The sequence below is a fragment of the Bdellovibrio sp. HCB288 genome, from assembly GCF_047305935.1.
In the GTDB taxonomy this organism is placed as follows: domain Bacteria; phylum Bdellovibrionota; class Bdellovibrionia; order Bdellovibrionales; family Bdellovibrionaceae; genus Bdellovibrio.
Genome location: NZ_CP178619.1, coordinates 267,501 through 292,720, shown reverse-complemented (window position 1 = coordinate 292,720; position 25,220 = coordinate 267,501). Strand labels below are relative to the sequence as shown.

Genomic DNA, 25,220 nt, shown 5'->3' with positions numbered 1-25,220 from the left:
AAAAGATACTTGGGGGTTTTATGTTGGCGACGGCAAGTGTGCTTGCGTTGGTTTTGTTTTCCTTGACGGCATTTGGAAATATTAAAAAGGCCGCTCACGCGGATATTTCCATGAAGCTAAGTGCGACCACTGCGCAAATAAACCTGGAAGAACCAAGTCGTTTCAAAGTCGGTCAAAAAGTCGGTGTGTATCGTGAAGAATGTCATGGCGGTCGTTTTTCAGTGTGCACAAGAGACCGTGTTGGTTTTGCCAAAGTTTCCAAAATTCACGACCAGAAATTTGCAGAAGTGACAATGGACAAAGATGTTTACTTCGAAGAAGGCTACGTTATTCAAAACGACTAGGCTGGCGGATTGCATGCAAACAGTACTTGAGTCTGTCGTGCGGTCCAGAAGTCGTCATACCAGTGTGCTATGATTGCTTAGTCCAGCGCTCATCTATTATTCTTCGGTCAGTACAATGACATTGAAGTAGAGGTTGAGCGCAAATGTGGTTACGTCTATCTGTTCTATTTTTCAGTGTCTTATGCCCTTGTGTTGCAGCCTTTGCAGTATCACCACAAAAAACTCATCTTATCGCTTTTGAATTTGGGCCGTATATTAATAAGAACCTTCCCGAAGGGGGAGCTGTCATCGCGGGTCTGAAAGAAATGTACCGCAAGAATGGTCAGGAGCTGGTTGTCACCTTTGCTCCGGTCATTCGAACGAAAAAGCATGCTGCTGAAAACAACAAATTTGATGGCTACTTTCCTGCGACCGCTGAAAATATTCAAAAAAACTTCACTCTTTCGAGCATCGTTCACAGCAGTAGCTGGGGTCTTGCTGAGCGTACCGACAATCCTGTTCGGTGGAATAAGTTCGAGGATCTTGGTAAATATAAAATTGGAAATGTGATCGGCTATGACTTGGCGGCGGTACTAATACCATTGAATGCTGCCGGAAAGTTGAAGATCGAAGACGGCCCCACCGATGAACTGAACCTTGTGAAATTGGCAAACGGCCGGTTGGATCTGGTGTTCATTGATGAAGGGTTGTTTGATGGCCTCCTTCAAACCAGCAAGCAGTTGCAACCTTTCAAAACGAAGCTGCAGTTCAATGCCAAACCGATCGAACATTATGACTATGGCGTTGCATTTAAAGACACCGACCGGGGTCGTAAGGCGTTGAATTCCTTCAATGGCGTTTTCGACAGTAAGGAATTCGCAATTTCTGTCGGGACATATCTGAAAAAAAATAAGAAACTATTTGAATGAAATACCTTATTGTCAGCTCAGTTGTGGTTGTAGCACTTGGTTCCTGGCTTCGTCACCGCGACGTGAAAGTGAAAAGGAACACCGAAGTAAATCCAAAGAAGTTATCGCCGCTTCAAATCGCGTACTCCCTCTGCTTTGCGTACCCTTTTTGTGTCCTCTATGTTTGGTTGGAAAACCTTCTTTAGTCCGGCTGTGGTTGTTTTTGGATTTTAGAACGTTAATAATTAAACCATCTGACTTTTCGATAGAAAACCGGGGCGTTGATGGAATTAAATTATTTGCGTGCATTCTTTGAAGTGGCAAAAGCCGGTAAATTTTCTGAGGCTGCTCAGAAACTCAATATCAGTCAAAGTGCTCTCAGTCGCTCCGTTTCTCTTCTGGAAGAATCTGAAGGTGTCATTCTGTTTGACCGTTCAAAAAGCGGTGTGACTTTAACGGCAAAAGGCCGCGATGTTTTTCAGTTGTGTGAGGACTTGTTTCGAACTGAAAAGGCGATTGAAAACCTGTGCCGAAATGTGCAAGAGACCTGTGAAGGCCCCTTGAAGTTCGCAGCTACTGACAATGTGGTGAATGATTATTTGATTGAGCCATTGCATACCTTCCGCCGGAAGTATCCCAAGGTTATACCCAGTATCACTTCGGGTTCTCCGGATGATATTGTTAATTCCCTGATTCACACGGACAATGAGTTTGCTCTTCTGTTTGCCAAGGTGGCGCTTCCCAATATTGAATACCAGAAAATCAGCTCCGAAGTGATGACCCTGGTTTGTAAGCCCGAGATCTGGAAGGAATGCAAATCCTCAAGCAATGAGAAAACCATCAAAAATATTTTGGAAAAGTATGGCTACCTGTGCTCGATTGGCGCTTTGCAAAGCACGCGACCCAAGCGAGTTGTGATGGAGCTGTTTGGTGAAATGCCCCAAGTCGGACTCGAAATGAACAGTCAGGAAGCTCAGAAGCGGTTCTGTCTTTCAGGGGAGGGCTTTGCTTATCTGACCCGTTTCATGGTTGAGGATGAAATCAAAAAAGGTCTGCTATTTGAGGTGCCGGTTGATAACCCACATGAATTCAATTTGTGGCTGGCTTATCGCAAAGGTCGTCAGCTGAGTCTGACTTCAAGAACCTTTATTGAGCACGTAACCAAGTACGTTGAGGGGCACTTGTAAAAGACGTTAACACCCAGTGACCCCTGAGCTGAGGCTGGTTCGATTTCACGGTGGCTGATTCCTTGCTTGGATAAGCCCTGATATGAAAATGAAAGCTTTCTGGCCAGGTCTCCTGGCACTGACACTATTAATGACGGTGGGACCTGCACATGCGGTAAAGCACATGTGCACGCATATATTTGATCCCAAGTTTGATAGTGAGGCGGCTCTGGCTCCTCAATCAGAGGCCTATGCTAAGTTCATCAAACAACATGTATCGACGAATAAAGTTCTAAGCGCGATGGAGCGCTATCAAAAACTTATGGGCTTTGAAGTGATTGATCAAAAAGGGGAATCCCTGGATCTGGTCAAAGTTCGTTTTGCCAAGCTTACGCAAAAACAAAAAGAAGAAATGATGACGTTGGTTAAAGACGTCTATGTGGATGTGAAACTGCTTAAATACTCCAAAGACGGCCCGGTGAAATTTTTCAAGCGCCACTTGGATATGATGGTTTCCGAGTATCTGAATGTGCGCAGCTGGTTTAAATATATGATCACCGAGCGTCAGGCTCCCATCGACAAGGCCATGGATCTTTATTTCAAACGTATACAGGAATTAACGGATGCACCGATTATTCTGGAAGGTTCAGATGTTCTGTATACAGCTTTACGTCTGCAGGATAAGTTCTTACAGCAACAGAAGTTGCCGGGACCGATCGTGATCTACGGAAGTTTTGCTAATGGCAAGGCCTATGAGAAAACCAGTGATTTGGATTATGGTGTTGTTGATGCCCGCACCGAACAGATCATTCGTGAAACAGACACCCTGAAGATGCTTGAAGAGTTTCCCTTTTCAGATGCACAGGCTCACTTGATTCAGCCAAAGCAAATTCAAGGCTTGGGTTACATGAACCCTGTCGTCGTCATCGTAAAAGATAAATTCATCGAAGTACGTGTTTATGGTAGTGGCCCGGAAAAATCCCATCTCAAAGGGAAAATTCCATTTGATGCCTACTATTTCTAACTAAAAGCGTGCTGTTAAATAGGCTTGTGGGCCCAAGTATTCATAGTTGAATTCACCATTCCATTTCGCGCCATCGACTTCGACTCCAATGTAAAACCAATTCAGTGCCGCTCCGACGCCCACATAAGTTGTGAACCACCACTCTGTATTGACGGCTGCACTGAGGATATTACCCTGCATATCCATTCCGGAAGCTGCGACCTTGTAGGCGAAAGCTCCAAGGTTGCCTCCCACGGACCATTCCGGAGTGATCATATATTTCAAGTCGACTCCCAGAAGAGGAAGGGGAGCATTGGCCGCGGCCGTTGCTTCCCGCGAGGTGCTGATCGGACTTAAGGAGACGTTCCCGTTCAATTTCAAATTTATTTGTGACCATTGCACGCCGGCCCCGGCAGAAACTTCCCAATCTGGGGTTTTGATGAATGCATAGGACCAGGAAATGGGAATAATAGTGAAAGTGAACTTGCTCGAAAGTTCCGCGCCCACGGGATAAATTTGGTCACCAATTTGAATTTGTCGATCGATTGTTTTGTTGCCAGTGCGGCTGAAATTGAAAACATCCAGGGTTAATTTATTTCTCTCCGACATGCGCCACATAACGGAGCCCCGGATCGTGGTTTCTTCGACATCGATGCCGAGATCTTTTTCCAGATTCACTTCATCCCCGCGACCCAGTCGTTCGTTATTCACCCGCAGTGTGGTGTCGAAGGATGGTAAGAAGTAGCCCAGCTTAAAAACGAATTCCTCATCACCTTGAGAGGGCAGTGCGTGACTTTGGGAGGAATAAAGAAAAAGAAGTGGCAGGAAAAGAACTGGGACATAGTGTTTGAACCGCTTCATGACAATCCTTTGGTTTGTCTGAATATTTCCCCTTAAAGGAAGTGGCAGTTCAATATGTGATTGAGCAGGAAAAACAAGCAAAGCCCCGCGCGGCGTCCGACTTCCTGCGGGGCTTTGCCTGTCTTAACAGGTCTATTTCACATATTCGATGAGTGCATCGTCAGAGAAACGGACCTTTTTAAGATTTTGAAAAGAGTCCTCAGCGTGACGATATCCTAATGTCACAGTGGCAATTGACTTCCAGCCGCTGCCTTCGAGTTTAAGAATACGGTCGTAATCTGAAGGACTGAAGCCTTCCATGGGTGTTGTGTCAATTTTTAGCAAGGCAGCAGTCTCAAGCAAGAAGCCCATGGCGATATAGGCCTGTCGTTGTGACCAGGTTCTGATTTTTTCTTCCGGAGCCTTTACCACATTATTGATCAACATCTCTTTATATCCGTTCAAGGATTCAAGAGGGGCACCCCGAACTTCGGCAACGCGATTTATGTATTTTTGCACAAAGGCTTCATCGATAGTGTCGCGATAGAGCAGAACAATTTGATGGCTGGCATCTGTGATTTGCGATTGATTCCAGGAAACGGGTTTTAACTCTTCGCGAACCTGAGGATTTTCCACCACGAGAAACTTCCACGGTTGAATGCCATAAGAGGAAGGAGCCAGCTTTAACGACTCAAGCAGAGTGTTTAGGTCTTTGTCAGAGATTTTTTTGTTCGGGTCGAATTTTTTAACTGCATAACGCCACTCGAGGGCCTCTTGGATCTGTTTGTTAGCCATGGATTGGACTCCTTTTAAATGTATCCAACATGGATACAATATGAACCTAGCGGGCTTTAAATGCAACAGTAAAACGCACATTTAAAGCGAATAATCCTCAAAGAGACGCTGAATACTGTTTTAAGGGGTCTTGTTGCTGCCCATTGTTTCTTTTTGCAGCATCAGCTATAATGTACGCATGCTTGATCAAAGATTTTCAGTATCAGTCCATATAATGACGGTTCTTAGCTACCACAAAGGTGAGCTGATGACCTCTGAAGTCCTGGCATCAAGCATTCGCACCAACCCCACAGTGATTCGTCGCCTATTGGCAAAGTTGGTGGAAGCCGGCCTGGTTGAAAGCTTCAAAGGGAAATCCGGGGGAGTGCGCCTGAACGACAAGTGTAAAGAGATCACGCTTAAAGATATCTACATGGCAGTTTCAGGCAAACCTCTTTTAAACACTCCGGATAAAGAACCGTTAAAACAATGTGCTGTATCGTGTGCGATGAAAAAAATCATGTGCGATATCTCATCGGGCCTTGAGAATCATTCGATGTCCTACTTAAGCAAAATCAAACTTGCTGACCTGACTCAAAAAGTATAACCCGCGTGATGACTGAACAAGAGAAGCGGGAAATTGAAAGACTTCACAATGAAGCCTGTAAGCAAGGGAAGCTTTTTTATATTGACCCCAAGACGGGTTATCAGGTTTTTACAAAACTCAATCATATAAAAAGAGGACACTGTTGCAACTCCGGTTGTCGCCATTGCCCTTACAAAGAAAATAAGCAGGAAGAAAATTAGATTTTCTGTCCTTACGCAATCACAGTACAAGATACAAATCGCTCCACAAACTTTCACTCGTGAGATGAATTTGCGGGGAAACGTGCATAAACTGTTGAAACGAGTGAACTGTTGGCAGTCTCACGTAACTGGACGAATGTGCATAATCATTAACCGAAAATTAGAACAATAGTCGCCTAGACCACCGCTGGTGGAATACAAATAGACATTTTCTCCTCAATAAAGGTCGTGATTTCTCTAAATGATACACCCACTCGTATTTACTCCCTGCTAAGCTTTTATCTGCAAGGTGGGGTGTGTTTGTTATGGCGTTCAATTATGAAAAACACAAAAGTAGCCATTCCGAAGACAGCTTCTGGACATCATATTCAGACTTGTTCCTGGGACTTAGTACGATCTTTCTACTATTATATGTAGTTGCGAGTCTGAGAACGGGAACTGATGCGCTCAGAGGCCAAATCGAGAATCAAAAGCTATCGATGCAAGTCGAAGAATTACAACATCAACTCAAAATGTATGAGTCGGTGAAGAATGATTATTTGGCGAATCAGGCATCCAAGGATGAAGCTCAGGAATACCAGGAGTTGATGGATAAGCTGACTCTATTGCAAGAGGATGCGAAATCCGAAAAAGACAAGCTGGTACAGCAGGCTTTGGAAAATGACAAAAAGGCCAAAGCACTTAATAAGTATCAGCAGATGGTGCGCAACGTGATGAATGCCAATAAGATGGCGAAATCCAAGATCATCAATCGTGATGATTTGATCAAGGATCAGGACGTTGAAATTGCTGACCAGGAAGTTGAGATCAAGGATTTGAATCAGGATATTCAGCACAAGCAACAGTTGATCGCCCAGGGCGAAAAACAGATTGCTGACACTGAGCAGGCGTTGCAGCGTCGTATGAATGAACTTCGCTACGCCTATAAGCAAAACAAACTGAACAAATCAAAATTTGAACAACAGATGGCTGCGGCAAAAGCGGATGCAAATTCCAAGATCAACGGACTTAGCAACGCCAATGCTCAGTATCAGGCTCAGTTGCAGGAAGCCAACGATCAGTTGGGACAAACTCAATCTGACCTAAGCAAAACCAAAGGAATGCTGGCTCAGAAAGAGGGCGAAGCCCGTGGCTTACAAGGTCAGTTGGGTGAAGCCAAAGGACAGCTGGGTAAAACGCAAAGCGAATTGGCCAGCACTCGTGGTGCTTTGTCACAGACTTCCGGTCAATTGGCTGCCGCACAAGGAGAACTTGGGCAGGCAAAGGGACAGTTGGGTAACCTGAAAGGCCAATTGGGCAATCTGCAAGGTCAGGTTGGTAACTTGAAAGGCCAACTGAATGCGACGGAAGGACAACTTGCTCAGGCTCGTGCAGAAATCGAAGCACGTAAGGCAGTGGCGACTGAAATCAGCAAGGGTTTTGCAAAAGCCGGTATCAAAGCTGAAATCGACGGTCAGACGGGCGATGTCGTTTTGGATTTCGGTCAACAGTACTTTGATTCTGACTCGGACAGATTGAAACGTGAAATGAAGGGTGTAATCGAAAAAGCCATGCCGATTTATTCGCGCTCGCTGTTCGGTAATCCTAAAATCTCTGACAAAGTTTCAGCAGTTGAGATCGTGGGTTTCGCTTCTCCTACGTATCAAGGGCGTTTCATCGACCCGAACAGCAGTAAGCCAGGTGATAAAGAAGCATTGAAATACAATATGGACCTTTCATATCGTCGTGCGAAGTCTATCTTCAATTATATGTTGGATGAAGACAATGTGCGCTTTGAACATCAAAAGCAATTGATGGGATTGATGAAAGTCTCAGGACGAAGCTTCCTGGAAGTCATGAAAGTTCAGAATCGCGGAGTAGCGACAGCTGCCGAGTTCTGTAAGCAAAATGACTGTAAAAAAGCTCAGCGGGTTATTATCCGCTTCAGCATGGATCAAAAGAAATAAAAGGGGTGGGACGTGAATAAGGCTGCTTTAGCTCAATATTTTATCCTGGGACTGCCGTACGCAATGGGTGTGGTGTTCTTGCTGGGATTGTTTTTCCGCGGAGTTATTTACTTCACGGTTCGTCGTCATGAATGGTTTGCAATCGAGTTTGAAAAACGCGTGAATCGCTACATGCACGCCGAGGTGCCGGGCAAAGTGAAAGACGTGTCTTTCTATGTCCTGTCCAAGCGTATGCTGGAAAGAACATACTACGAAATATTTGAAGTTCGCGATCGTATGAAGCGCCGTAAGCCGGACTCTGTGATGGCGGGCAGTGATCGTATCTTTTTGATCCGTCAGGGCTGTGCTTGGCTGGTAAAAGATATTTTGAAGCAATTGAAGTTCTTGAAGTGGACGGAAGGCACGCCTAAGTTGATTAATATCACAAAAGCGACGTTCCAGCACAACCCGTGCTTCAACCGTGTGTTTGGTATCTTCCCTATGTCCGGTTTGAATGACCTGATCAGCTTGCTTCCGGGTTTATTCGTTATCGGGGGGATCCTCGGGACCTTCGTCGGTATCGCCGGCGGTCTTCAGGAGCTGGGTACGATGAACATGCAGGACCTTGAAGGCACGAAGAACATCATGGACCGCTTCCTTCATGAGATTTCCTTCGCAATGGGGACATCCATTGCTGGTATCGTGTTCTCGCTTTTATCTCATATTACAAATACGATGTTCAGCCCGGACCGCTCTTATGTGGCTATGGTGGATCGTTTCGAAAGTGCCCTTGATCAATTGTGGTACCGTGCCGATAACAATGATTATCCGGATCACGAAAAACCATTTGATGAACACCGCGATGCTGTTGAGGCTTTGGCCGAAGATGCTCTGAATAAAGAGATCGGCAAAGCTCCGACGGTGCAACGGGGGGCTTAGTCCTCGAGTGAGGGCTCAGTCAGGAGCTAGTTAGATTTGACAAAGTTTACGGTAACCATCCACAGGAAGGATCAATCGATCACCAAAGAGGTGATGAAGGATTCCTTTACCATTGGTCGTTCCCTGGATTGTGACCTGTCTCTAAACGATACGCACGTCAGCCGCGTGCATCTAGTCGTGAACCGCCGTTGGAACCAGATCTGGATCGAAGATAAGAACTCCTCCAACGGCACCTTCTTAAACAGCAACAAAATGGTTCAAGGAACCCCGGTGAATGTGACCAGCAACGATCGCATTCAGTTGGGTCGTTCTGATTTTATCCTGGTGATTGACCTGGAGACCGATGATGTTCACCCGCCGATGCCGGAATTGGAACCAGAAGCGGTTCCCGAAGTTCCCGCTCAGGTGATGACAGCACCTCGGACCTCAGCTGAAGCATCCGGTGAAAAAACCGGGCACGAAGACACCGTTGCAATGCCAGCGCCGGCAATGGCGCCATTTCAGGCTGAAAAGATTCTCCATGATGCGAAACGAGCTGCGGCTCAGATCGTGCTGGAAGGGGAGAAGCAGGCCGAGAAGCGCACTCAGGCCATTTATCAAAAAGCCCGTGATTCCCAGGCGCAGGCAGAAATCTTTTATCAAACTCGCATCGCGGAAGCCCATAAAGAGGCGGATGCAATTCTTGCGGACTATCAACGGCAAGGGCATCAACTGCTTCATGATGCCCGCAATATGGCGCAGGAACTTCGTGAGGAAGTCGATGTCTATGTGCAAAGCCTTCGTCAAAAGGCCAAAGCCGATGTCGAGGAAATAGTCTCGGAAGCGACTTTGAATTCTGAAAAACTGAAAACCGATGCGCTGGAGCACGCCCGTGTGACTGCACAAAACGAAAACGCGGCATCCATTCGCGATGCGAAAGAAGAAGCGGTTCGAATTATTGAATTCGCGCGCATGCAGGCCCAGCAGACGCACGAACAGCTGGTCGGTGTGAAAGATGATCTGCTTAAAAACTCAAGTGCACTGGCGGTCATCAAGGAAGATCTGGAAACGGCCCGTTCGGCTTTGGCAAAGACTCTGGCTGACACGACGGAGCTTAAGGAAACTTCTGAGAAGCAATACAATGACCTGCAGGCAAAGTCCCAGGCGGAACTGCGCGCGATCTCTGAAAAGGTGGCGGCTCAGAATGCAGCTCTTGAGGCCTTGCAAAAGTCCATCGACGAAAGCTCCAAGAAAAGTCAGTCCACAGAGGATAGTCTTAAGAAGCTTCAGGGCAAACAAGCGAACCTGGAATTTGAAGTCAGCGATATCGAAAACAAAAAGAATCATCTGTTCAAAGAATTTGATGCCCAGAAAATTTTCCTGAACGAGAAATTGGAAAAGGAAAAGTCCCAGATCGCCCGCAGTGAAGAGGAGCGACTGGAGGAAATGCGTTTGGAGATGGCAAACCGCCTTTCCAAAATGGAGCAGGATCTGGTTGAAGATATCATGACCAAAAAAGCGGGCATGATCAGAGACATCCACATGGCTATCGAAAAAGAAGTTGTGCAAGTGCTGGATGTGAGCGAGTGGAATAAAATCAACGACAAAGTTCAGCAGCAAGTTACAGAGGCGGTCGAAGGACGCGTGTCTTCGATTTCGCAAAACTCTGTCACTGTGGCAAAACCCGCAGACATCGTAAAGAAACGCAAAAACGAAAAAGTGCGCTGGATCACGACGGGCCTGGCAACAGGTGCCTTGGGTTTGTTTGTCGCGCAGATCGGTTTTGACATTGTTCGCAAGGATTCGAATCCTTTGCAGACCCGTGCCCAGCAGGAAGCCGTTGCGCGCGCCCAGGATCTGGAGCGCCGTCGCTTTAATCCTCAACAAACGGAAGAGATCAAAGACACCTATACAGATGCTGTGATCTACACGAGCAACTTCAGTCAAATTTATCTGGATAATGATTTCCAGCAAAGACTGTATAAGAGTGCTTCCCAATATCTGCTAAAAACATGGCGTATTGATGAGGATAAATCCTTGCAGGTATTGGCCGCTGCGAACGCCTTGGTTAAGGAGCTTCAGGATCGTCGTAATAAAATTCATCCGGATTTTGTAAAAGACGGCATCGAAAAAATGCATACTCTGGAAAAAGAGAACATGAACCGCATGAAGGACATTCTGGGTTCAGAGGTGCGTCTTGAATCCTTTAGACGCTTTGAAAAGAACTTCTATAAAGAGGAAGTTGACCGGAAAATCGTTCAGCATTAGCTGAACGATCGAGAATCGATAATTGAAAATTGAAAATAGACGGAAAGGCTGCTTTAAGCGGCCTTTGCTCTTTTGCCTAGGACTATGATGTTGAGGTGAGCTACGTCGTTCTCGACATCGGTGGCTTGGGATTGGATTTCTGTTGAGGTCGTGGCGATCTGTTCAGCAGAGGCCGCGTTGGATTGCGAAGACTGATCAAGGTCGGTCATGGCCTTGTTGATTTGTTGCAGTCCTGTGGCCTGCTGGGAGCTGGCTTCGGCGATCTCGAAGTTGATGTCTGTCACTTTTTTTACTGAACTTACGATTTCGGCAAGTACGGATCCTGATTTGTCGGCCATTTGCGTGCCGTTATCAATTTTACTGACGCTTTCGTGGATCAAATCAGAGATGTCTTTGGCGGCCGACGCAGATCTTTGCGCAAGTCCGCGGACGGCATCCGCCACAACGGCAAAGCCTTTGCCTTGTTCACCAGCGCGCGCGGCTTCGACCGCAGCATTCAGGGCCAGTAGATTTGTTTGAAAGGCAATATCATCAATGACTGAAGTGATTTCTTCGATGCGTTTTGAGGATTGCGAGATGTCTTTCATTGATCCAATCAAATGCTTGATTTCTTTTTCACCACGCTCCGCCGACTGATAAGAAGCCTGGGACAGGCGGGCTGCTTCTTTGGCATTGTTGGAATTCATTTGAACCATCGAGTTCATCTCTTCCAGGGACGCCACAGTTTCCTCCAGAGAAGCCGCGGCAGAAGTGGAAGAGTGTGAAAGCTGTGTGCCGGCTTTGGAAAGCTGTTCGATAGACTCGCGAACCTGTTGTCCAGTTTTAGCCAGTTCCGCAGAAACTCCGGAAACCTTTTTGACGATGTATTCGGACATCAGGAATGTGATGACAAAAAGTATCAGAGTTGAAATGACGCTGGTCCATACATTGGCGCTTTTTAGCTCTGCATAGTCCGCTTTGGTTTTTGCGCTTTGTTCTTTGCCGTAGGTTTTATAGTAATTTACGACTTTGTTTGAGTATGTGGAAAGGGCCACTCCGATTTCAAGATAACGGTGGTCCATATCGTAGGTTGCCGCAGCCAGGGATTCTGGAGTGCCTGTTTTGATGTTGTTTGCGATCTTGTAAAACACCTGATCATATTCAGGCATCAGGGATTTGATTTTAGGGAATTCTTCTTTTTCAAATCCGACAAAAGGGATGGTGGAATAGGTTTCAAAATTGGCTACCAGATTCTTATATTCGCTGATGGCTTTATCCACATTGGCCAGGCGCACTTCCTGATTTTGCGCGTGGACGATGGCTGACCAGAACCACTGTCTTGAGGCATTGCGGGATTTACGGATTTCTCCCATGGCTTCTACAGTCGGCAGTACGTTTTGTGTCAGTTCGCTGATCGAGCTGCTCATTCGTTCTGCGCGGTTTAAGCTTAAGTAAGCCTGAACGACTGAGCCAAGAACAGGAAGCAGTGCTAAGAACAATAATTTGCCACGAATACCAGACCAAAACTTTCTAAACATGGTGAACTCCGATTGATTAACTCTTCGGAAGGTCATAACGATTGTTAATAAAATATGACTGGTTTTTAACAGGTGCTTAACAAAACCAGACATAGGTTTTGCGCGTTGTGTAAAATCAGTAATGCTGCTGGTCAATGGTCGGAGGGGTTTCCCAGTCCGGCAAATATAAGTTAAAACGCGCCCAGTATTCCGAGGAGGACCTATGTCAGCAGGGCATGCATCACAAATTGAAATTCTTTTGGGCTTGGTGGCTTTACTGTTCTTTGTGATCTTCGGAGCGATCATTCTAAGCGTCGTTAAAAAATCCCGTGCCGAGAACAAGCAGCTTGAGCAACAGCCCGAACTGACTCATGAACCAAAAATGGAAATGCCAACCATGGCGGCGGAAGAACCTATTCTGGCGCACATTGATTCCACCGGCCATGTTGTTTCTGACATGGAAGCTGTGGATTTGGCTGATGCTCTAAGAAAAACAGAAGAGAACCTTTTCGGTCGCATCCGCAGTCTGTTTAAAGCCGATAGCAATAGTCAGCATCTGGATGATATAGAAGAAATTCTATATACCAGTGACTTGGGGCCGGCGACAGTTCAACGCCTGATGGGGGCTTTGCAAGACAAGCTTTCCCGTAAAGAACGTGCCGATTATGACACCGTTCGCGATGCCTTGAAAGAAGAAATCAAAAGCATCTTCGCAGGTTCGCATTCCTCAGCACCCACGGCCGGTATCCTATCCAAAATTAACTTCGCTGAATCCGGCCCGACTGTATTGATGATTGTAGGAGTGAATGGCGCTGGTAAAACCACATCTATCGGCAAGATCTCAGCGCAATTGGCGGCTGAAGGTAAAAAGGTTTTGGTTGCAGCCGGGGATACTTTCCGTGCGGCAGCCGGTGGTCAGTTGAAAGTATGGACAGATCGCGCCCAGGTAGAGATCTTTTCCCCTGAGGGTGTGACAGATCCCAGTGCGGTGGCGTTTGATGCCGTAGCCAAGGGCAAAGCACAAAACTACGATGTGATCATCGTGGACACCGCAGGACGCTTGCATACGCAGGCGAATTTGATGGAAGAGATCAAAAAAATGAAGCGTGTGATGACCAAGGTCATCCCGGAAGCACCTCACGAAACCTTGATCGTATTGGATGCCAACTCGGGCCAGAATGCCCTGATGCAGGCCAAGGAATTCCACAATACCCTGGAATTGACGGGCGCCGTTCTGACTAAAATGGATGGCACGGCCAAGGGTGGCGTGGCGGTAGGACTTGCACAGGAACTGCAAATTCCAATCAAGTTGATTGGTGTCGGCGAGCGCATTCAGGATCTTCGTACGTTCTCAGCTCAAGAGTTCGTGGATTCCTTGTTCCAGGCACATATCTAATTATAGATTTCCAGAGGGAAATTTTCCGCCAGACTGAGAGTAGTTACTCATTGAGGTCCGTTTTGATCGAGTCTGACATTCTTTGGATTTCGTCAGACTCGTAAATAAACTGTCCTGGATTAAAATTTAAAATCGACAGAGCCATTGCTTTTGCCACATCGGTCGCAGCAATGGCTTTGTACTTTTTAAGAGGCCCGATCATCAAAGCATTCATGATCGGACTTAGCTTTTGCATCAGCCCTTCGCCAGCACGCTTTTCCTTGCGATCCCCCAGCAATAGGGACGGTCTGAAGATCTCGATCTGGGGTATTGATAGCTTTCTAAGATCGCGCTCCATTTCGCCTTTTACGCGGTTATAGAAAATCGAAGAAGAAGGATCAGCGCCCATTGCGGAAATCACGACAAATTTCTGTGCTTGGGCCTTTTCGGCGATTTTCGCAAACTCCATCACATAGTCATAGTCGACCTTGCGAAAGGCCTCCTGGCTGCCGGCGACCTTAATAGTGGTTCCCAGGCAGCAAACGAAGGTGTGAGCTTTTAATGAAGACCCCTGACTTGCGAGTTTGTCGAAGTCCAAAACAAGAGTTTCAACTTTGGCAGGAAGGCGGCCCAAAGGTTTGCGGGAAACAACCGTTACGTGGCCCGCATGTTCTATGTTCGCCAAAAGCAAAAGGAGCTCGTTACCCACGAGCCCCGTTGCGCCAGTCATGCAAATGTCAGTCGGGAAATTCATCCCTAGTAGATTACATTAGGCGGGTAGTGATAGCCAGAGGCTTTTAGGTGTTCAGGAACAGTTGTTCTGAAATCAATAAGTCCGCTGACTTTAACTTTGCCCTTAACAAGGCGTGCATCCGGATGTTGGTAGTCAATAAAGCGACCCTCATCCACCAGGAAGTAACCACGGAAGTTTGTTGGTTCTTTGGATTTACCGGCGTCAATACGGTAACGGTCGCCGGATTTACCAGAGCTTGCAGAGTTTTTGTAATTCAATTGGTAAGCAGTTGGGTACTGATCAACCATGTAGCTTCCTTGTTCAAGGAAGTTTTGGCCTTGAATAACAGGGATAGCTTTGTTGATGATGTTCGTTGCATCCGCACTCAAACCGCCGGATTTCTGAGCACCATCCGTTAATAGGATGTAGTCCCAGCGCATTGGGTTGTTGTAGTTTTCACGGTAGCGAGTCAAAGGGATCACGCTGTCGTCAGACAAAATAACCTGACGTTCACGAGTCGATTCACGCGCATAAACACGGTAAATATCAGTGCCTACCGGCAGATTTTCGCGCAAGAATGCGATCGCGCGATTTTCAAGACGTGTGCAACCATGGGAACCTGGGTTGGAGAACATGTTCATGAAGAAACCACGAGTGATGTCGATAGCATCAGAGCCATCAACGCCCCAGCCGATTGTTCCGTGCATCCACTGGCTGTTAACACCATTGACATCATCAGCAGGGGAAAGCTTTGCCGCATACCAACCGAAAGCACCGTAAACAGTGTCTTTGCCGTTTTTCTCGGTCAACCACTTGCGGGAGCCAATTACGCGGGAAGAGTTTTTGGAGATTGGTTTAGGAATTGTCTTAAGATCCTGACCAGCTGTGTACCAGCTTGGGTAGGTTTGCATGCCATCAGAATAAAACTTCACCCAAGTGGCGATGCGCGAGTGACCCAACCAGGTCATGTAAGCATAACGATCCGATTTAGTGCCCTCTTCGTTACGGCCCACAACCATGTCAGATTCCATCACAAGTTTGTGTGGGCAACCAGGGTAGGTCGTGCAGCGTTCATAAACACGAGTTTTTTCTGTCGCTACGTTTTGAATGACAAAGTACTTCAAAACAGGCGCTGTGAATGGTTTGTCAGACAAATAGTCTTTGGAAACAAACAATTGCGGAGCGATGTTCGTTGGAACAGATTTGGATTTAATCAAACGGATTTGAACCAATGGAGTGCTGCTGTCCAAAGTGCTGATCACGGTCACTTCGTCGTTCATGGAAAGTTGACCGACAATGTTTCCTGCAGCAGTTGAATTGGAACTGCGAAGATTCAAGTTATCAGCTGCGATGTAATATGTTTTTCCAACAGTAAGCTGATTTTTTTCAACAGCAGCAATTTGCACCTGAGCTGATGCCTGAGAAATTGCAAATGCGTTGAGTGTCATTGTGGCAACTAGCAAGCTGAATGCAAATTTGCCGCGATTTTTACCAAGAATGCTATTCATGGATTGTTCTCCCCCGTGTGACCTGCATTAATTACAAACTGGCGTCGTCATACCACAAACTAGGGATGTGGGCGTCTGAAATTTGTTCAATTGTAATAAGTGCCCCAAGGCACAGCTGGAGGATTCATGAAATGGATTTTGGGCCTTTGTTGCCTGATAGCGCCTGCATTATCTCAGGCGCAATTTAACTCTTTAGCCAGGACAGACTGGCGTGTAATGAAAACGCAATGGTCTGCTCAGGACGAGGAAAACTTTAGCAGATTTGTCGCGCGCTTAGGTGCTGCCGTCGAGAATCGTCAGTGTGATACAGTGAAAGAGTGCCTGAAGAGCGATGCCAACCCGTATTATTCTTCAGACCCCGCAGGATTGGTCTACTATGCTGACTGTGCGGATCTACCGTACTTTTTAAGAGCTTATTTCGCCTGGAAACATGGACTGCCTATGTCGGTGGCAAGTCGGGTCAGTGCTCGCCCCGTGGCTGGAAATACTGGTGACATCCGGTATACGCCGCAAGGAAATTATGTGACCGGCCGCTTTGATGTGATTGCCGGCAATGGTCGCAAACGCTTCGCTTTTATCGAAAACATCGAGGACTACGATATCGGTAACTTGATGTTGGCCACTCGTTATCCCAACGCTGTGGCACTGTTGAATGGCACGATCACGAATTCAACTCTTTCCGCGACGTTCAGAATGATGGGAACCGAAGACGGAAAAATGTATGCGGATTTTTATCCGGTGAAGCTGACCAGATTCAGCGTCCGACCGGGAACAGTGATTTATGATCCAAACGGACATGTGGCGGTGGTTTATAAAATCACAGCAGATGGACAGGTTTACTATATTGATTCACACCCTGACAATACTTTGACGTCAGGTATGTACAATCCTAAGTTCGAGCGCAGCAATCCTTATCAAGGTGCGGGTTTTAAAAACTTCCGTCCATTGACATTGGTGGATGCCAGACAGGATTCATCGGGAGCCTATGTCGGTGGAAGAGTTGTCGGTGCCAAAAACACGACACTGCCTTATTACTCGTTGGAACAATTCTATGGCACTAATCCTGATCCCGACGGTAAGTGGAGCAAAGGTAAGTTTGTCTATAACGGTCGCGACGTGGATTATTATGAGTATCTGCGTATCATGATGGCCAACGGTGAGCTGCGCATCGATCCCTTGGTGGATATGCAAGTGATGTTGCGTGATCTATGTGTGAACGTGAGGGATCGTGTGCAAGCGGTGGATGTGGCACTGCAGTCCGGTGTGCAAAACAAACCTCATCCTGAGCGTTTGCCTGCAAATATTTATGGTACCACCGGAGAGTGGGAACAATGGGCTTCTCCGTCGCGGGATGCGCGCCTGAAGGTTTCCTTTGCAAATCTGCTGATTCAAGTCCGCAGTATGGTTCAGCGTCATCAGGTGGGGGATCCCACGATTGTGTACCATGGAAGCAATCTGCGCGGTGACCTGATGGCGATTTATCAAAGAGAATCTGCAAGCTGTCAGTTCGCCTACAAGAATAGCAATGGTGTCAGTGTTCCGTTGAATTTGGATCAGGCAAGACAACGTGTTTTTGACATGAGCTTTGATCCTTACCATTGTGCGGAACTACGATGGGGAGCGAAAACTTCCCAGGAACTGGCAACTTGCCGGGACAATCAAAACAAACGCGCCTGGTATGCAGCCGAACGCTGGTTGAGATATCAAACGGATCGCACCTATGATGCGAGAATGGATTACACTCTGGGTGAGTTGACCGGTCCTAAACCAGGAGTGGGAGTGGCGAATCCGCCGGATGTGGATATCGTGCGCTTTCTGCAAACAGGAGCTCGTCGTTAATTCTTCTGAAACAAAGTATTAATCAAGACACCGCAGTATCTTCGCTGATCTGCGGTGTCTCATTTTGAGACTGTAGATTCTGCGCCAATCGTTGTCCAGGAATGTTACCGGCTTCTATTTAAGAGATGAAATCCAACAGATTCCAGCCGAAGTGGCATAAATGTTGGAAGTAAAAGGGTGAGTGAGGCACACCCTATGAAAATGAAAGACTATATCAATTTCAACGAAGTCCTTTTAATCGCAATTGGGATCATTCTTTTGTTCCCATTGCTGGGTAATGCTCAGGATGTCACATATCCCAACTACTCCACAGCAATTAAAACCGCAGTGACGGACCCGACTTCCCAGATGGGCAGCATGGCTCAGTTTCAATACTTTATGCATACAGATATGATGAAGAAGCTTTATTCTTTGCGTGGTTACGAGCCGATCTGGATTAACTTCCAAGGTCGTCCTGCACCGATCGCTACAGAACTTCGTCGCTTGCTTTTAGTGGCTTACCGTCATGGCTTGCCAGCAGATATGGAGCAGGTTGCAGTTAAAGAAAACGGCGCCACAGTTCAAAAGTGGACCTATGTGTCCCGTGGATATTGGGACAGAAGATTAGAAGATTACCTGCGCACAGCGACGGTTTCCCCGAAAGACGTCATCTGGTTTGAGCTTTTGGCAACAGAGGCTTTTTTGCGTTATACGCAGCACATTTTTGTCGGCCGTTTTGATCCAAGAAAAATTGATGAAAAAATCATTCTGGGCCCTCGCGTGATCAATGACAAAACCTACAATGCCTTGAATCACGCAGTCAGTAATCCGGGGCGCTTGCAGGAGCTGATGGATCGCTTTGCTCCAGAGTCTGCGAACTATAAAGGTCTGATGACTTTATTGAACTACTATCGCCGTGTGAAGTTGGCGGGTGGTTGGCAGGCTATTCCGTCGCCGGGCGTACAGATTGAGCCGGGCATCAGTCATCAGATTATTCCGCAGATCAGAAGTCGTTTGAAGCTTTTTGGCTATGAAGTGGGTGATCTCAATAATCAGGTTTATGATGAGGGTTTTGGCAAAGCCCTGCGCCGATTTCAAGAGTTGAGTGATCTGGAAAATGACGGTGTGATTGGCGCCAACGTTTCAAAAGTTTTACGCTATCTGAATGTGCCGGTCGAGGCGCGCATCGAGCAGCTGTCGGTAAATATGGAGCGTCTGCGCTGGTTGCCGAGGAAATTGGGTGATCGCTATGTATTCGTGAATCTGGCAATGACAGAGTTCCGTCTGCATGACGAGAAGCTTTCTGCAGCAGAACTTGAAAAAATGAAATTCAAAACCATCAACGGTAAGGATGTCCGCCAGACGCCATTGATGATTGATGAAATTCGTTATGTGAATTTCAATCCGACGTGGACTGTGCCAAGCTCCATCGCCATCAAAGACAAGTTGCCGCAACTTAGAGCGGACGCGGGATATCTGGGTAAGCACGGTATGAAACTTATGCGAGGTCAGACGGTAGTAGATCCGATGACAGTGGATTTTAAAAATATTGCAGAAGACGTTTTCGCAGGCACATATACGATTGTACAGATGCCGGACTATAACAATGCCCTGGGCGTTGTTAAGTTTCCGCTGGTAAAAAACAACAAAGCTATTTTCATGCACGACACCAACGAGAGAAATCTGTTTAAGACGACCAACCGTCATGGCAGCTCTGGTTGTATTCGCCTGGAAAAGCCCAAAGAGTTTGCCGAGTACCTGCTTGCTGATAAAGGTTATACCCTGGCCAAAATCAACGGCCTGGTTCCACAAAATGCAGAGATGCCTCCTGGGAAAACTTTTTCTGAGACATTGAAGCGCCCGATGACGGTGTATATTCAGTATCTGACGACCGAAGTGGGCCCGAAAGGTGAAGTGCGCTTTGCTGACGACGTTTACGGCCAGGATGAAAAAATCAAAGCGGCGCTTTTGGATCCCAAAAACAACGGTGACTTCTAAAACGACTTCTTTTGAAATAAAATTGGCGAAAATCAAAATCTATGTTTCGATAAAGGGATGAAGAGAATCATCCCTTTTATTTTTTCAATACCCCTTGTGACGATGGCGCAGGTCTCATCGCCAACACCATCGCCAGCTGGATCAGCCAAGCCGGTTTCGGTTTCCTACGAAAATCTGATCAAGTGTTACCCGGAGTTGAAGGATGATTCCCTGGCATTCAAGGTGGATCTGACAAAGTTGAAGGATCTGGCGGATGAAAAGCTTGTGACTATTCGCTCGCAACTGCGTCAAAGAAAAATTGGATATTTGGATGCAGATCAGGATCAAATGATTTTGACCCTGAAATCGAGCGGCGCTGGGAAAAAGCAGAAAACCGAGCTGTCGTTGCAGAAGGTTGCGGTGGACGGGGTGCTTACGGATATAGCACTTACTAAAAATCAACGCACCAATCCCAAGCAAGAGATCATCAATAACTTTCTGCTGCATGCAACGATCAAGAGTGATGAGTACTCCTATCTTGACACGAAGCTGAATGGAATCACAGCGACCTACAAGCGCAACTTCCGCGAGGTCGTGGAGTTCAATTTAGAGGGACCGTCACGAAAGCGCAGTCTGTCTTGCAGTAGCGAGCCTCAACTGGGCATTATTTGCACTTGCACCAAGAAATAAACTGTTGAATAGCGCTGATCGTTATAGCTATAATTTTCGTAGTGTTGTTCTAGGTTTTTATCTAGAGTTTTAAAAGGTTTAGCCCCATTAGCGATTGAAAGAGGAGACACGGTGACTGCTGAGAAAAAGAACTTCAATTTCCTCATTGCAGGAGTCCCGTACAAACTTAGATCCTCTCATGACGATGCCACAGTTCAGGAACTCGTCGACTTTGTTAATAACAAAATGAATCAAGCTATGGCCGTTACTAAAAACGGTTCTTTCCAAAATGCCGCTGTGTTGACAGCAATGAATGTCGCGGAAGAACTCATCCTTTTGAAAAGAAAGGCGCAACGTGAACTCGATAAGCTCGAGGAAAAAACGATGCAGCTTTCTTTGGAACTCGAAAACTCCAAGAACAACAAGGTTTTGAACAACTAACTTTGATGTAACTCTCTTGGAGTGCCCATGCCCTCTTGGAGCTCTAAACAGGAATGTCGTTCCTTTTATAAATCTCTTTGCGCCCAAGAGTTTGCGCAAGGTCTTGTTCAAAACCAGCAGCAGTTGAATGTATTTCTGCAGGACTTCATGTCCAGGCAGAACGGATGTTGGGGGGCTTATCGCTCTCTTTCTCAAGAAGTCAGTGTGGATCAGGTCTTTAAGATCGAACACATTGATTGGGTGTTTCCCCGTATCAAGGGCACCGAGCTTGAGTTTTGTTTTGCATCAGGTTTTAGCCAAGGCGCATTTGGCGTTTTGGAGCCTGATCCCAACTCCGCTATCATTGATCTTAAAGGCATTCACGGCCTGCTGATTCCCGGATTAGTTTTTAATAAGAATGGCAACCGCCTTGGCAAGGGTAAGGGATTTTATGACAAAACCCTCGCTCATTTTAAAGGAGTCAAGGTGGGGGTTTGTTTTGATTTTCAAATTTCAGAACAGACGCTACCGATGGAAGCCCATGACGAGAAGATGGATTACATCCTCACAGAGTCGGGTTTGATCGTTTGCCAGCAGTTTGAAGTTCATTAGGAACTTCTAGGAGAAAAGGAAAAGATGGAAATTTTAATCACAGCCATTATCTGTTTAATTTTGGGCGGTGTCGCTGTTTTCATGGTGAAGCGTATCCAGGACAACAACAGCAAAAAGTCTGCACGCATTGAGGCAGAGCGTATTGTCAACAAGGCTAAATCCGAAGCAGCAAAACTTAAAAAAGATGCTGAAACTCGTTCTAAGGATTTTGAAGGTCGCGCCCGCAAAAACGTGGAAGCTGACATTCATAAGCAAAACTCCACTTTGAAAAACAAAGAGTCTCAGTTGGATCGCCGTCTGAAAGAGATCGAACAGCAGTTCAAACAAAAGATGGAAGAAAACGAGCGTTACTTGAACACCCTGAAAGACCGCGAGGAAAAAATCGCGATCTCTGAAAACCGTGTGAAAGAGCTTGAGAAAAAAGGCGAATCACAAATTGGTGATTTGAAGCTTAAATTGGAATCTGTGGCCGGTATGTCGCAAGACGAAGCAAAACGTCAGTTGCTATCTGCGATCGAGGACGAAGCAAAAGTCGAAGCTTCCAAAAAAATCACGCAAATCGAAGAACAAGCTCAAAAAGAATCAGAAGTTAAAGCAAAGCGCATCCTGGCGACAGCGTTGTCTCGTTTCGCGTCTGAGTTCACTTCTGAAAGAACTGTCAGCGTTTTGGCACTTCCGAACGACGAGATGAAAGGTAAAATCATCGGTCGTGAGGGTCGTAACATCAGAACTCTTGAAGCTCATTGCGGCGTTGACTTGATCGTGGATGATACTCCGGAAGCGGTGGTGATCTCTGGCTTCGATCCGGTTCGTCGCGAACTGGCTCGTCGTACTATCGAGAAATTGATGGAAGACGGTCGTGTGCATCCTGCGCGCATCGAAGAAGTGGTAGAGAAACAACGTAATGAACTTATGAAATCCATCAAAGAAGAAGGCGAACGCCACGTGATGGAATTGGGTATTGCAAACATGCACCCTGAGTTGATCAAAATCATCGGTGGCTTGAAATACCGTAACTACCAAGGTCAAAATGCCTTGAACCAATCCCTTGAAGTGGCGAACATTGCCGGTCTTCTTGCAGGTGAGTTGGGCGTGAGCGTGAAATTGGCTCGTCGTGCGGGCCTTCTTCACAATATCGGTAAAGCGATCGATCACACAGCTGAAGGCAGCTATGCTTTGGTGGGTGCTGAAGCCGCTAAGAAATACAATGAATCCGAAGATGTCTGCCACGCGATCCGTGCACATGATGAAGAGGAAAAACCTCACTCCATCCTGGCTTGGATTGTTCATGCCGCTTACATCCTGTCCAGTGCTCGTCCGGGCGCTCGTCGTCCGCAAATGGATTCCTTCATCCACCGTTTGGAAGATCTTGAGTCCATCGGTAACAGCTTCGATGGCGTTTTGAAAACATTGGCACTTCAGGCAGGTAAGGACGTTCGCGTTCTGGTTGAATCTGCAAAAGTGACAGATGATCAGGCAGTGATGCTTTCTCGTGATATCGCTCGTAAGATCGAACGTGAAGTTCCTCAAGCTGGCCAGATTAAAGTCACTGTGGTTCGTGAGACTCGCAGTGTGGAGCATGCACGCTAATGAGCTTTTTAGATCCAAAAGAACAGTTAGAAAGAATTAAATTCGGCGTTGCTGAGTTTATTAACGACGAGGAGATGCTTAAGAAATTAAAGCGCTCCAAGGAAACGGGAACTCCGCTTCGTATTAAGCTGGGAGCAGACCCGACTCGTCCTGATATTCATATCGGACACACCGTAGTCATCAATAAATTAAAGACGTTCCAGGATCTGGGTCACCATGTGATCTTTTTGATCGGGGACTTCACCGCAACTATCGGTGATCCAACTGGCAAGAGCACGACTCGTCCGGTCCTTTCTCGTGAAGAGATCGAGGAAAACGGTCGCACTTACGCCAAACAAATTTTTAAAATCCTGGATCCGAACAAAACCGAGATCGTTTACAATTCCTCATGGATTGGCAAAATGACTCCGGGTGAGTTCATCAAGATGGCGGCACAATATACTGTGGCGCAAATGCTTGAGCGTGATGATTTCACGAAACGTTACCGTGCGGGAACGCCGATTGCGATTCACGAGTTCCTATATCCATTGACTCAGGGTTATGACTCTGTGGCTTTGAAAGCGGACGTTGAGTTGGGTGGTACGGATCAGAAGTTCAATCTTCTGGTTGGACGTGCCATGCAGTCGGCATATGGTCAGGAACCGCAGTGTATTCTGACGATGCCGATTCTGGAAGGTATCGATGGCGTCAATAAAATGTCCAAATCTCTGGACAATTATATTTCCGTTGTTGATACACCAAAAGATATGTTCGGTAAAACTATGAAGATCTCGGATGATCTGATGTATCGTTGGTACGAATTACTGACGGACATCACTGCCGGCGAGTTGGCACAATTAAGACAGGACGTAGCGGATAAAAAGAAACATCCACGTACTGTTAAAGTTGAGCTGGCTAAATTCATTATTAAACGATTCCACTCGACTGAGGCTGCACAGGCCGCTGAAGATGAGTTCAATCGTATTTTCGTCGACAAAGGTTTGCCTGACGATATTCCAACAGTAGAAATTGAGAGCGTGTTTATCCCGGCTGATGGTTTGGGCGTGGCACAGTTGTTGGTTAAACTTGGCTTTGCGGCTTCAAATAGTGAAGGCGGTCGCATGGTTCAAGGTGGTGCCGTGCAAATTGATGGCAAGAAAATTGCGGATGCTAAAATGAAGTTGTCCGTAGCCGATATCGACGGAAAGGTCGTTAAAGGCAGTAAAACCAAATTCGCGAAAGTGAAACTGGTATGAAAATAAAATTTCTTCCGCAAAACATTGAGGTTGAAGCAACTCCGGATAAATCGCTATTGCAAATCGCCACGGAAAATCAGCTTGAGATCCGTTCAATTTGCAAGGGTGTTCCAAGTTGTGCTGAATGCCGTGTGCGTATTAAGGAAGGGGACAGCAATGTCCTGCCTCCAGGCAAAGCGGAGTTGAGCCTTATCGGAACAAGTTACTTTATAGATGGCCGTCGTTTAAGCTGCCAGGTGCGTTGCTTCGGTGATGTGACCGTGGATCTGACTGAACAAGTGGAACGTGCGGAAAATCAAACTAAGAAAATCAGAGGCTTCCGTACTAACAAGCAGATGGAATCCAAAGCTGTGAACGATACCATGCTTCTGGATGCGAAGGTTGATGAATCGGCTTCCGCAACAGCAAGTGCTGGATCTGAATCCGTGGGTGAGACTGTGCAAGCTCCGGGGGAACGTCCTCCTCAGCAACAACGTCAGCAGAATCAGCAAAAACATAAACAGCAACAAAATCAGAATCAAAACCGTCAAAAACAGGGCGGTCAGCAAAAACAACAACAGCAGGCTAAGCAGCAACAAGGTCAGAATCAACAAAGACAGCAGCAAAAGCCAAAAGGTGGTGGCGGACAAAATCAAAATCGCCAGCACAATCATCCTAAGCAGAATCAGAACCAAAATCAGCAGCAGGCCAAGGCGCAGAATTCAAATCAAGGACAGCCACGCCAACAAAACCCGCAGCAAAATCAAAACAAGCCCAAGCAATAGCTGGGCTTGTTTTTATAAGCTCCTCTTCCTCATCAAATGTTAACTTATTGGATTTAAGTCCAGTGCATTGACATTAGTGGGATGCCGATAA

At 46.5% G+C, this 25,220-nt stretch carries 23 protein-coding genes; 18 read left to right on the top strand and 5 right to left on the bottom strand.

What is annotated here, in order from left to right; all coding sequences use genetic code 11:
- The first annotated feature begins 20 nt into the window (after window positions 1-20).
- The 4 genes from ACLVWR_RS01410 (at window position 21) to ACLVWR_RS01395 (ending at window position 3,421) form a co-directional block, all read left to right on the top strand.
- Window positions 21-344, top strand: a complete 324-nt coding sequence (locus ACLVWR_RS01410) for a hypothetical protein (protein WP_413582175.1) — start codon at window positions 21-23, stop codon at window positions 342-344.
- Between the two features lie 143 nt (window positions 345-487).
- Entirely contained in the window at window positions 488-1,252 is a 765-nt protein-coding gene (locus ACLVWR_RS01405; protein WP_413582174.1) for a substrate-binding periplasmic protein, read from the top strand.
- A gap of 263 nt (window positions 1,253-1,515) precedes the next feature.
- Window positions 1,516-2,418, top strand: a complete 903-nt coding sequence (locus ACLVWR_RS01400; RefSeq protein WP_413582173.1) for a LysR family transcriptional regulator — start codon at window positions 1,516-1,518, stop codon at window positions 2,416-2,418.
- Window positions 2,419-2,500: 82 nt separating this feature from the next.
- On the top strand, window positions 2,501-3,421 hold the full coding sequence (locus ACLVWR_RS01395) for a hypothetical protein (protein ID WP_413582172.1): 921 nt from the start codon (window positions 2,501-2,503) through the stop codon (window positions 3,419-3,421).
- On the opposite strand, the gene ACLVWR_RS01390 is transcribed toward ACLVWR_RS01395, so the two are convergent.
- Window positions 3,422-4,261 (bottom strand): hypothetical protein, encoded by an 840-nt coding sequence (locus ACLVWR_RS01390; RefSeq protein WP_413582171.1) that lies wholly within the window; start codon window positions 4,259-4,261, stop codon window positions 3,422-3,424.
- Between the two features lie 132 nt (window positions 4,262-4,393).
- Window positions 4,394-5,035 (bottom strand): NAD(P)H-dependent oxidoreductase, encoded by a 642-nt coding sequence (locus ACLVWR_RS01385; protein ID WP_413582170.1) that lies wholly within the window; start codon window positions 5,033-5,035, stop codon window positions 4,394-4,396.
- Window positions 5,036-5,249: 214 nt separating this feature from the next.
- Between ACLVWR_RS01385 and ACLVWR_RS01380 the strand changes: the two genes are divergently transcribed.
- The 5 genes from ACLVWR_RS01380 to ACLVWR_RS01360 all read left to right on the top strand — a co-directional run bounded on the left by ACLVWR_RS01380 (window position 5,250) and on the right by ACLVWR_RS01360 (window position 10,932).
- Window positions 5,250-5,621, top strand: coding sequence for an RrF2 family transcriptional regulator (locus ACLVWR_RS01380; protein ID WP_413582169.1), 372 nt, complete (start codon window positions 5,250-5,252; stop codon window positions 5,619-5,621).
- Window positions 5,622-5,629: 8 nt separating this feature from the next.
- A complete protein-coding gene (locus ACLVWR_RS01375; protein ID WP_413583523.1) occupies window positions 5,630-5,821 on the top strand; it encodes a DUF5522 domain-containing protein in 192 nt (63 codons plus the stop codon).
- Window positions 5,822-6,345: 524 nt separating this feature from the next.
- Complete coding sequence (locus ACLVWR_RS01370; RefSeq protein ID WP_413582168.1) at window positions 6,346-7,767, top strand: microtubule-binding protein; 1,422 nt, start codon at window positions 6,346-6,348, stop codon at window positions 7,765-7,767.
- Between the two features lie 12 nt (window positions 7,768-7,779).
- Entirely contained in the window at window positions 7,780-8,685 is a 906-nt protein-coding gene (locus tag ACLVWR_RS01365; protein ID WP_340596677.1) for a hypothetical protein, read from the top strand.
- Between the two features lie 36 nt (window positions 8,686-8,721).
- Window positions 8,722-10,932 (top strand): FHA domain-containing protein, encoded by a 2,211-nt coding sequence (locus ACLVWR_RS01360; protein WP_413582167.1) that lies wholly within the window; start codon window positions 8,722-8,724, stop codon window positions 10,930-10,932.
- A 53-nt stretch (window positions 10,933-10,985) separates the two neighbouring features.
- On the opposite strand, the gene ACLVWR_RS01355 is transcribed toward ACLVWR_RS01360, so the two are convergent.
- Complete coding sequence (locus tag ACLVWR_RS01355) at window positions 10,986-12,449, bottom strand: methyl-accepting chemotaxis protein (RefSeq protein ID WP_413582166.1); 1,464 nt, start codon at window positions 12,447-12,449, stop codon at window positions 10,986-10,988.
- A gap of 202 nt (window positions 12,450-12,651) precedes the next feature.
- On the opposite strand from ACLVWR_RS01355, the gene ftsY reads away from it, so the two are divergent.
- Window positions 12,652-13,824, top strand: a complete 1,173-nt coding sequence (gene ftsY, locus ACLVWR_RS01350; protein WP_413582165.1) for a signal recognition particle-docking protein FtsY — start codon at window positions 12,652-12,654, stop codon at window positions 13,822-13,824.
- 43 nt (window positions 13,825-13,867) lie between these two features.
- On the opposite strand, the gene ACLVWR_RS01345 is transcribed toward ftsY, so the two are convergent.
- Together ACLVWR_RS01345 and ACLVWR_RS01340 are read right to left on the bottom strand one after the other, a co-directional pair.
- Window positions 13,868-14,512 carry an oxidoreductase gene (locus tag ACLVWR_RS01345; RefSeq protein WP_413582164.1) on the bottom strand — a complete coding sequence of 215 codons (645 nt, stop codon included), beginning with the start codon at window positions 14,510-14,512 and terminating at the stop codon, window positions 13,868-13,870.
- Window positions 14,513-14,559: 47 nt separating this feature from the next.
- Entirely contained in the window at window positions 14,560-16,044 is a 1,485-nt protein-coding gene (locus tag ACLVWR_RS01340) for a hypothetical protein (RefSeq protein WP_413582163.1), read from the bottom strand.
- A 216-nt stretch (window positions 16,045-16,260) separates the two neighbouring features.
- Between ACLVWR_RS01340 and ACLVWR_RS01335 the strand changes: the two genes are divergently transcribed.
- From ACLVWR_RS01335 to ACLVWR_RS01300, 8 genes are all read left to right on the top strand, one after another.
- A complete protein-coding gene (locus tag ACLVWR_RS01335) occupies window positions 16,261-17,883 on the top strand; it encodes a hypothetical protein (protein ID WP_413582162.1) in 1,623 nt (540 codons plus the stop codon).
- Between the two features lie 195 nt (window positions 17,884-18,078).
- Window positions 18,079-19,860, top strand: coding sequence for a L,D-transpeptidase family protein (locus ACLVWR_RS01330; protein WP_413582161.1), 1,782 nt, complete (start codon window positions 18,079-18,081; stop codon window positions 19,858-19,860).
- A gap of 57 nt (window positions 19,861-19,917) precedes the next feature.
- A complete protein-coding gene (locus tag ACLVWR_RS01325) occupies window positions 19,918-20,529 on the top strand; it encodes a hypothetical protein (protein ID WP_413582160.1) in 612 nt (203 codons plus the stop codon).
- Between the two features lie 111 nt (window positions 20,530-20,640).
- Window positions 20,641-20,949, top strand: coding sequence for a cell division protein ZapA (locus ACLVWR_RS01320; protein WP_340596686.1), 309 nt, complete (start codon window positions 20,641-20,643; stop codon window positions 20,947-20,949).
- Window positions 20,950-20,976: 27 nt separating this feature from the next.
- Window positions 20,977-21,540 carry a 5-formyltetrahydrofolate cyclo-ligase gene (locus ACLVWR_RS01315; RefSeq protein WP_413582159.1) on the top strand — a complete coding sequence of 188 codons (564 nt, stop codon included), beginning with the start codon at window positions 20,977-20,979 and terminating at the stop codon, window positions 21,538-21,540.
- 24 nt (window positions 21,541-21,564) lie between these two features.
- Window positions 21,565-23,130: a ribonuclease Y gene (rny, locus tag ACLVWR_RS01310; RefSeq protein WP_413582158.1), complete on the top strand. Its 1,566-nt coding sequence runs from the start codon at window positions 21,565-21,567 to the stop codon at window positions 23,128-23,130.
- Window positions 23,130-24,365, top strand: coding sequence for a tyrosine--tRNA ligase (gene tyrS, locus ACLVWR_RS01305; protein WP_413582157.1), 1,236 nt, complete (start codon window positions 23,130-23,132; stop codon window positions 24,363-24,365). The genes rny and tyrS overlap by 1 nt, the downstream gene beginning before the upstream one ends.
- A complete protein-coding gene (locus tag ACLVWR_RS01300; protein ID WP_413582156.1) occupies window positions 24,362-25,129 on the top strand; it encodes a 2Fe-2S iron-sulfur cluster-binding protein in 768 nt (255 codons plus the stop codon). The genes tyrS and ACLVWR_RS01300 overlap by 4 nt, the downstream gene beginning before the upstream one ends.
- Window positions 25,130-25,220: the final 91 nt, after the last annotated feature.